Here is an 8,210-nt window from a genome sequence, read left to right as displayed (position 1 = left end):
CGAAGGGCGCGCGGCGCGGGTCGCCTCGGGCAAAGCCCGAGGCGAAACATCTCCTTGCTGGCGCAGCATCACAGGGTTTGGGGGACGATCACATTGGGCCTATCGGCCTCCTTCCCCGCCGTCAGGCTGGCTCCGCGAGCGCTAGCGGGACAGGCAGCCCCTCGCACAACATCCACGGCCAGCCGGAGGCCTGCGTATTCAGGTCAGATTATTGACTTGGTCGTTCCTTGCCCCTGCGCGAAATGCCACAAAAACCTGTTGTCGCGTGATCGGCTAGTCCCACGGTACTTTCAGCCCCAGGCAGGGGTCTATCGCTGTGCGCTCCGAATGCTATGCTCCTGCGGAGCGGGCCCCAGATCCTGGAAAAACCGCAACATATAGCCGTCAGGATCCTCAAGGAGGAACTGCCGGTTGCCCTCCTCTGCTGCACCAACGCGATACCATTTGTCCTCAAGCGGCAAGCGCAGAGCATAACCCGCCCGGACAACCCGCTGCGACAGCTCGGCTGCATCCGCAACTTCGATTTGAAGGTTGGTCCCTCGCCCGAATGGGCGCGCGGCGGCACTGAGGTCTGCGTCGAAATCGCGTCCCACACCAAGTTGATCAATCATCAGCTCCGCCGCGCCAAGCGCGAGGTAAGAGAACCCCTCCTCTGGCCGCTCATACCGCACGCCAAAGCCCAAAACCTCGTGATAAAACCGCCGCGACGCCGCCCAATCCGTAACCGAAAGCTCCGGCACAAGCGCAGCAGCCACCGCTCAGTGGCCAAAGGCCGCGTTCGGCATCCATTTGGGGCGCTTGCCCTTCGGTCCCGCGCGCATGTGCAGGCAGGCGGTGTTGGTGCGCTGGAACCAGAGCGCCTCCAGCGGATACCATCCGGCCTTGGGCACCTCGACCTCCACGGCAAAGGTCTCCTCGCAGGGTTGGCGGCCATCAAAATGCCCCACCACCTGACCACCCACCACCGCGTTCAGCCCGTCATTGGTCAGAAAGTCGATGGTATAGACGCCGGGCTTGTCAAAGCGCACATAGCCCCAGATATCGGCCACCACGCGCTCGGACCGTTTGGAGGTCAGCACCGGCTGGCCCAGCTCGGTGTCGCGATAGTCCAGACCGCTCAGCGGGGCGCCACGTTCTGTTTTGTATTTCAAAGCATTGCGTGCAGAGGCGAGGGTTTTGACATCTGCAGGATAGGCGTAGCGCACCGAAAGACCGGGCTTCAGCCCCGAGGGTTGCGGATCTGCGGGCTGGAGCTTGAGCGGTGCGGCCAGCGCAGAAACTGCGGACAGGGCCAGGCCGGTGATCAGCCCTGCGGCGAGAGCGGCGGATTTAAGCGACATAGAATACTCCCCATTGGTCCGGCGCCTCTTGCCGTTTTGCCGTCGGCCCGGAGTCAGCGCTACCATAAGCCGCAATCACGGCTTGCCCCAAGAGATTCCTGACGTCATCCCTGCCGCGAGGGTGTCGACGTGCAAAAAAGCCGCCCCAAAGGAGCGGCTTTTCCGAAAATCCATCCAAGAGCCCCGAAGCGGAGCCAGGAGATTAGTTTTTGGCGTAGAATTCGACCACGAGGTTCGGTTCCATCACAACCGGATAGGGCACATCGGCCAGGCCGGGTGCGCGCACGAAGGTTGCGGTCATTTTGGAGTGATCAACTTCGACGTAATCGGGAACGTCACGCTCGGTCAGCTGAACGGCTTCCAGAACGGCAACGTTCTGCTTGGATTTCTCGCGCACTTCGATCACGTCGCCTTCTTTCACACGGTAAGAAGGAATGTTGACGCGCTTGCCGTTCACCAGCACGTGGCCGTGGTTCACGAACTGACGGGCCGCAAAGACGGTCGGCACGAATTTGGCGCGGTAGACGACGGCGTCGAGACGGCTTTCCAGCAGACCGATCAGGTTTTCACCGGTGTCGCCTTTGACACGCTCGGCTTCGCCGTAGATGCGACGGAATTGTTTCTCGGTCAGGTCGCCGTAGTAGCCTTTCAGCTTCTGCTTGGCGCGCAGCTGGATACCGAAGTCAGAGAGTTTGCCCTTGCGGCGCTGACCGTGCTGGCCGGGGCCGTATTCGCGGCGGTTCACCGGGGATTTCGGACGGCCCCAGATGTTTTCGCCCATGCGGCGGTCAATTTTGTACTTGGCAGACGTGCGTTTGGTCACGGCTGTTCTCCTTTATATGTGGCTCCGCAACTTCATCCGAAAACCGGTTCCCATTTTGCGGGTTGCGGACACGAGCGTCACGGCAACCGTTGAAATCAGAACAGGCTCAGAGCCGTTGCGGCGATAAAGGGCGTTGTCCTCTTGGGTTTGGATGCTTTGATCCGCTACCATGACAGGGATCCCCTCGCGGGGCCCACCAACACCAATGAAGCCGCGCGTATATAGGAACTGCTGGGGGTGTCAATAGGAATTGGCGCTGTGATGCCGCCCTAAGCGCAGCGACCGGCGCAGCACCGGGCGTGGAGGCGGCAGGGGCTTTGCCCCTCTTGGCCTTGCGGCCAATTCACCCCAGGATATTTCCGGTTAGAAGAAAGCGCGCGGGATCGCGGTCGTGCAGCGATGGCGCGGCTGCGGCAATGGAGAAGCGCGGCCCGGGAATGCCGGGCCGCGTATTGGCATGTATTGCGCGCTTACCAGACGCGATCAAGGAGGGAGAGCCAGTTTTCGCCCATGACCCGGCGGATCTTGGTTTCTGACCAGCCGGCGCGTTCCATCGCGGCGGTAAGATTGGGGAAATCAGAGATGGATTCCAGACCATCGGGGAATTCCACCTCCCAGATCTCGGTCAGTTGGCGCGCGTAGCCCTTGTCGCGGTTGAGGTATTCAAAGAACTTCGCGCCATAGCCCATGGTGAAATCGGTGCCAAAGCCGACGCGTTCCTCGCCCACCAGATTGACGATATAGTCGATGGCGGCGACGTAGTCATCCACCGTTGCATTGTTGCCCGCGGCCAGGAAGGGCGGGAACATGGTCACCCCGACAAAGCCATCCTGATCGGCGATAAAGCGCAGCTGCTCGTCGGATTTGTTGCGCGGATGCGCCTTCAGCCCCGCGGGCAGGCAGTGGGAATAGGCGACCGGTTTTTTCGAGGCGCGGATCACATCCTCGGAGGTCTTGGGCCCCACGTGGCTCAGATCGCAGAGCATGCCGACGCGGTTCATCTCGGCCACCACCTCGTGGCCGAAATCGGAAAGGCCGCTGTCGGTGCTCTCATAGCAGCCCGAGCCCACAAGGTTGCGAGTGTTGTAGGTCATCTGCACGATGCCAACGCCCTGTTCCTTGAACAGCTCGATGAACTCCAGCCGGTCCTCGAACGCGGTGGTGTTCTGAAAGCCCAGCACGATCGCGGCCTTGCCCTCGGCCTTGGCGCGGCGGATATCGGCGACGGTTTTGGCCTTGAGGATCAGATCCGCATTATCGCGAAACTGGGCGTTCCAGGCGCCGATGGCGCTCATGGTGTCGCGGAAGTTCTCCCAGACCGAGCAGGTGCAATTGGCGGCGGTCAGCCCGCCCTGTGCCATGGCCTCGAACACCGGCCGTCCCCAATCGGAGATGATAAGCCCGTCAAAGACAATGAGATCGTCATGCAGGGTGGTCATGTAAAAATCCTTCAGTCAGAGATAGATATTGCGCACGATGGCGTCATGATCGCCCGCCATGGCGCGGACGTCGCCGCCGTCGACCACCACACCGTCGCGCAGGACGATGAAGCGATCCGCGGCCCGAAAGGCGAGATTGAGGTTCTGTTCGACCATCAGCATGGTCACGCCCTCCTCTTTCAGCGCGTCGATGATGCGGGCGATTTCCTCGCAGAACTGTGGCGACAGCCCGCCGGAGGGTTCATCCAGCAGCAGGAGCCGCGGCCCCGACATCAGCGCCCGCCCGATGGCCACCATTTGCTGCTCACCGCCCGAGAGCGTGCGGGTGGCCTGTTTGCGCCGCTCGGCCAGACGCGGGAAGCGGTGGTAGATCCGGGTCAGGTTCTGCGCCAGAGCCTTGCCGCCCCGCCGCATGGCGCCGAGCCGCAGGTTGTCCTCGACCGTCAGATCGGGGAACAGGTCCCGCGCCTGGCTGACCTGGGCGATGCCATGGCCAAAGATCTTATGCGGCGGCAGGCCTGCGGTCTCGATGCCGTCAAACAGCACCGAACCGGAGGTTGGGGTGACAAAGCCGCAGACCGCGTTGAGCGAGGTGGATTTTCCCGAGCCATTGGCCCCGAGGAGCGTCAGGCATTCGCCCGGCAACACATCATAGGTGGCGCCGCGCAGGATGGGTTTCTTGCCGTAACCGACGTGCAGATCACGGATTTTCAGAAGCGGTTCAGGCGTGTCCAAGATAGGCCTCCAGCACGGCGCGGTCTTCGCGGATTTCATCCGGGGTGCCCTCGGCGATGCGGGCGCCTGCCGCCATCACCAGGATCCGGTCGGCAGCAGCCATCACCAGCTCCACCGCGTGTTCGATGAGCAGGATGCCCACGCCCTTCTCGCCGGCGAGACGATGGATGATCTGCATCATCTGATCGCGCGCGACAGGCGACAGGCCCACGGCGGGTTCGTCCAGCAGCAGCACCGGCGGGTCAGACGCAACAGTGCGCACGATTTCGACGATGCGCTGCTGGCCGCCGGACAGATCGCCCGCACGGGTGTCGGCCATGTGATCCATCGACATGAGTTTAAGGAGTTCGCGGGCGCGGTGAATGTTCTCGGCTTCCGATTTCAGCGCCTTTGAGCGGCCCAGCAGAATATCGAGAAACGACCCCTCGGTCTGCGCGTGCAAGCCGGTGAGCACATTCTCCAGCACCGTCAGCGCCGGGAACAGCCCGCCATTCTGAAAGGTACGGCGGATGCCCTGTTCGGCGATGGCATGGGGGGAGAGCTGCGTCAGCTCCTGCCCCTTGAGGTGCACGGTGCCGGAGGTCGGCGTCACATAGCCCGAGATCGCGTTGAACAGCGTGGATTTCCCGGCGCCATTGGGGCCGATCACCGCGCGCACATTGCCCTCTTCCAGCGTGAAGGACACATCGTCCAGCGCGGTGAGGCCGGAAAAGCGCACGCTCAGGCCTTCGACAGTTAGAAGCGTGGTCATGGGGCCTCCCGGTAGAAACGTTCGACAAAGATGGGCGAGAGGCGGCGCAGGAGGCTGGCAAGCCCCATCGGCATCAGCACCAGCACAGCCGCGACGATGAGGCCGAAGAACAGCTCCTCCATGCCCGGAAAGGCGCGGAGGTATTCCGGCAGCGCCGTCAGCAGCACCGCGCCAAGGACCGCGCCCAGCACCGAGCCAAGCCCGCCCACCAGCACCATCGCGAAGGAGGCAATGAGATGCAGCATGCCAAAGCTCTCGGGGAAGACATATCCGACATGGCGCGAAAACAGCGCCCCGGCGCAGCCGACCACAAATCCGGACCACATGAAGGTCACCAGGATCACCCGCGACGTGGGGATCGCAAGCGAGGCGGTCGCCACCTCGTTTTCGCGCACCGCCATCACCGCCCGGCCAAAGCGGGAGCGCATCAGGTTCAGGGTTGCCTTGACCAGCAGCACGGTGACCGCCAGGAAAACATAGAATTTCAGCGTGTCACTGCTGAAGGAAGTGCCAAAGAGCGTCTCGGGTGGCATCGGCATGCCATCGGTGCCGCCGGTCAGCGGCTTGGCATGCAGATAGCCCCAGCGCATCAGTTCGCCAAAGGCCAGGGTGATGATCGCCAGATAATAGCTGCGAATGCCCCGCAGCGCGGCGGCAGAGGCCAGAAAACCCCCGAGCGCGCCCAGCGCCCCTGCCAGCGGAATGGTCAGGAGCCAGGGCAGGCCGAGCTTTGCAGCAAGGATCGCCGAGCCATAGGCGCCGATGCCAAAGAAGGCGGTATTGGCAAAGGCCAGCTGGCCCAGATTGCCGATCACCAGGGTGAAGCCCAGGGTGACAAGCGCCGAAATCAGCATGCCATTGGCGATGAACTGGGTATAGGGGTTGGTGGCAAAGGGCAGAAGCAGCAGCAGCGCGGGCACGGCCCAGAACAGCAGGCTGCGCAGGCGGCGTTGTTTGGCGGTGGGCATGGTCTGGCTCATGAGATCACACCTTCACCACGGCCTTGCGGCCAAAGAGCCCCTGCGGGCGGATGAACAGCACTGCAACGATCACCAGATAGGCGGTGATTTCGATCAGCGCGCTGTCGAGATAGGCCCCGGCGTATTGCTCGGCGATGCCCAGAAGCACCCCGCCCAGCACCGCACCGCCCAGCGAGCCAAAGCCGCCCAGCGTCATCGCGGCAAACCCCTTGATCAGGAAGGAGGCGCCCAAATCCGGGTGCAGCAGCGACACCGGTGCCACCAGGATACCGCCCAACGCGCCCAGCGCCGCGCCGATCCCCCAGGAGAAATCATTGAACCGGTCCACATTGAGACCGATGAGCCGCGCGCCGCGCGGGCTCTGATAGACCGCCTGCACCATCTTGCCGAGATCGGTCATCGCCATCAGGCCGAAGAACAGTACCAAAAGCACCAGCACCGTACCAATGATAAAGACCGCATCCCCCGTGATCACCAGATTGCCGATAAAGATCGGCTGCATGTCAAAAACGGCGGGCATCGGCAGCACTTCGCGCCCCCAGACCATACGGGCAATGCCGCGCAGCACATATCCGGCGGCGATACACATCAGCGCCAGACCGATATGCGGCCCGCCCTGGATGGGGCGCACAAGGCCACGGTTGAACAGCACGCCCAGCACGAACATCGCGATCATCGAGAGCGCCGCCGCCGGCAGGAAGGCAACGCCTGCCAAAACCACCAGCACATAAGAGACAAAAGCGCCCGCCATGACAAAATCGCCATGTCCGAAGTTCACCACCGTCGTCGAGCGGTAAACCACCGTCAGCGACAGCGCGATCAGCGCATAGATCATACCCTGAGAAAGCCCGCCCAAGGTCAACTGCATTAGCATCGTGAGAGTTCCTTAAAAAAACGCCGGACATGGGCGGACCCACGTCCGGCAGTTTCGGGGACGTTCTTCAGTAGGGTTGGCCCCAGGCCTTGAGCACCGTCGGCTCGCCATCGACAAACCCGGCCACGGCAGAGCTTTTGACGCCCTGATGGTCGGTGGCGGTCCAGGTGATCGGATCCGAAAGAATGCCGGTGTCAAAATCATGCACCTGTTCCAGCGCCGCGATCAGCTTGGAGCGGGTGAGGTCCGGCCCGACGGCCTCCAGCGCCGCGACCAGCGCCTCGGCCGATCCGATGGAAACAAAGGAGAAGGTCGAAAGCTCCTCGTCGGGGGCGTATTTGTGGATCATATCGGCCCAGGGTTTCATCAGGGTACCGTCGAGATTGTCCACGTAGGAGTGGATCACATAGTAGTTTTTCACCGTGTCGAAATCGCCGGTCCGCTTGAGCGTGTTTTCCAGATCGGTGCCCGCGGTGCCCATGACCGGGATATCGCCCATGCCGTATTTCTTCAGATCGCGCAGAAAGATCGCGGTCTCCGCCTCATAGAGCGCGGCAATGATGAAATCGGGTTTGTTCTGGCGCAGTTTCAGGATCTGGGCGGTGGCGTCGGTCTGGCCGCGCTCCATCGTCAGCTCCTGCGAGGGCGAGACGCCGTGCTCTTTCAGATAGTCGCGTGCGGGGTTGGAGTAGCTATGCGCCCAGTCGTTGGAATGTTCGATGATGGCCACATTCTCCGTGTCCGGCTTGGACAGCACAAAGGCCGCCATCGCGCGCCCGTTGGCGCTGCCGGTGGGCACCCCGTGAAAGATGTTATGAGCCATCGGATCAGAGATTGAATCGCTCACCGCATGGGCCACGATCCAGGGCAGCCCTGCTTCGACAATAGTGGGACGCAGCGCCAGCGCGACGCCGGAGCAGGAATTGCCCTGAAGCATGAAGACCTCATCCTGAGAGATCAGCTTCTTGGCCGCCGCCAGCCCCTTGGCGCTGTCGCAGGCGGTGTCTTCCTGCACCGCCACCAGCTTGCGGCCATGCACCCCGCCCGCGTCATTGACCTTGTCGTAATAGGCCATCATCCCGACCAGCGCCTTGCTGTAGGAGGAGGCATTGCCGGAAAACGGCCCCATCACGCCGATGGTGATCGCATCATCCGTCAGCCCCCAGGTCTCCCACTCCGCATCATCGGCCAGCAAAGGGCTTGCCACCAGGGCCGCCGTGGCCAGCATGGTTGTGAAAATCTTCATTGTTTGCTCCTGTTGGGTCGCA

General features: G+C 62.4%; 9 protein-coding genes. All 9 read right to left on the bottom strand.

From position 1 onward, the window contains the following. Positions 1-308: 308 nt before the first annotated feature. Positions 309-755, bottom strand: a complete 447-nt coding sequence (locus HCZ87_RS10465; RefSeq protein ID WP_167643703.1) for a VOC family protein — start codon at positions 753-755, stop codon at positions 309-311. A 3-nt stretch (positions 756-758) separates the two neighbouring features. Further along, positions 759-1,340 (bottom strand): hypothetical protein, encoded by a 582-nt coding sequence (locus HCZ87_RS10460; RefSeq protein WP_167643702.1) that lies wholly within the window; start codon positions 1,338-1,340, stop codon positions 759-761. A 202-nt stretch (positions 1,341-1,542) separates the two neighbouring features. Continuing rightward, positions 1,543-2,163, bottom strand: a complete 621-nt coding sequence (gene rpsD / locus HCZ87_RS10455; RefSeq protein WP_167643701.1) for a 30S ribosomal protein S4 — start codon at positions 2,161-2,163, stop codon at positions 1,543-1,545. Positions 2,164-2,633: 470 nt separating this feature from the next. After that, complete coding sequence (locus HCZ87_RS10450; RefSeq protein WP_167643700.1) at positions 2,634-3,602, bottom strand: dipeptidase; 969 nt, start codon at positions 3,600-3,602, stop codon at positions 2,634-2,636. Between the two features lie 15 nt (positions 3,603-3,617). Next, positions 3,618-4,337 carry an ABC transporter ATP-binding protein gene (locus HCZ87_RS10445; protein WP_167643699.1) on the bottom strand — a complete coding sequence of 240 codons (720 nt, stop codon included), beginning with the start codon at positions 4,335-4,337 and terminating at the stop codon, positions 3,618-3,620. Then, on the bottom strand, positions 4,324-5,088 hold the full coding sequence (locus HCZ87_RS10440) for an ABC transporter ATP-binding protein (RefSeq protein WP_167643698.1): 765 nt from the start codon (positions 5,086-5,088) through the stop codon (positions 4,324-4,326). The genes HCZ87_RS10445 and HCZ87_RS10440 overlap by 14 nt, the downstream gene beginning before the upstream one ends. Further along, positions 5,085-6,068, bottom strand: a complete 984-nt coding sequence (locus HCZ87_RS10435) for a branched-chain amino acid ABC transporter permease (RefSeq protein ID WP_167643697.1) — start codon at positions 6,066-6,068, stop codon at positions 5,085-5,087. Before HCZ87_RS10435 ends, HCZ87_RS10440 begins: the two co-directional genes overlap by 4 nt. A gap of 4 nt (positions 6,069-6,072) precedes the next feature. Continuing rightward, positions 6,073-6,942: a branched-chain amino acid ABC transporter permease gene (locus tag HCZ87_RS10430; protein ID WP_167643696.1), complete on the bottom strand. Its 870-nt coding sequence runs from the start codon at positions 6,940-6,942 to the stop codon at positions 6,073-6,075. A 67-nt stretch (positions 6,943-7,009) separates the two neighbouring features. After that, entirely contained in the window at positions 7,010-8,188 is a 1,179-nt protein-coding gene (locus tag HCZ87_RS10425; RefSeq protein WP_167643695.1) for an ABC transporter substrate-binding protein, read from the bottom strand. Positions 8,189-8,210 lie beyond the last annotated feature (22 nt).

Source organism: Phaeobacter sp. HF9A (assembly GCF_011806385.1).
Taxonomy (GTDB): Bacteria; Pseudomonadota; Alphaproteobacteria; order Rhodobacterales; family Rhodobacteraceae; genus Epibacterium.
Note: the sequence above shows the minus strand (reverse complement) of the source record. Positions and strands in the feature narration are given on the sequence as shown.

What these genes read in the sequence shown, in the direction of transcription:
- HCZ87_RS10450 (WP_167643700.1), bottom strand. Translation starts at nt 3,602, where the DNA reads ATGACCACCCTGCATGACGATCTCATTGTCTTTGACGGGCTTATCATC.
- HCZ87_RS10435 (WP_167643697.1), bottom strand. Translation starts at nt 6,068, where the DNA reads ATGAGCCAGACCATGCCCACCGCCAAACAACGCCGCCTGCGCAGCCTG.
- HCZ87_RS10430 (WP_167643696.1), bottom strand. Translation starts at nt 6,942, where the DNA reads ATGCTAATGCAGTTGACCTTGGGCGGGCTTTCTCAGGGTATGATCTAT.
- HCZ87_RS10460 (WP_167643702.1), bottom strand. Translation starts at nt 1,340, where the DNA reads ATGTCGCTTAAATCCGCCGCTCTCGCCGCAGGGCTGATCACCGGCCTG.
- HCZ87_RS10440 (WP_167643698.1), bottom strand. Translation starts at nt 5,088, where the DNA reads ATGACCACGCTTCTAACTGTCGAAGGCCTGAGCGTGCGCTTTTCCGGC.
- HCZ87_RS10425 (WP_167643695.1), bottom strand. Translation starts at nt 8,188, where the DNA reads ATGAAGATTTTCACAACCATGCTGGCCACGGCGGCCCTGGTGGCAAGC.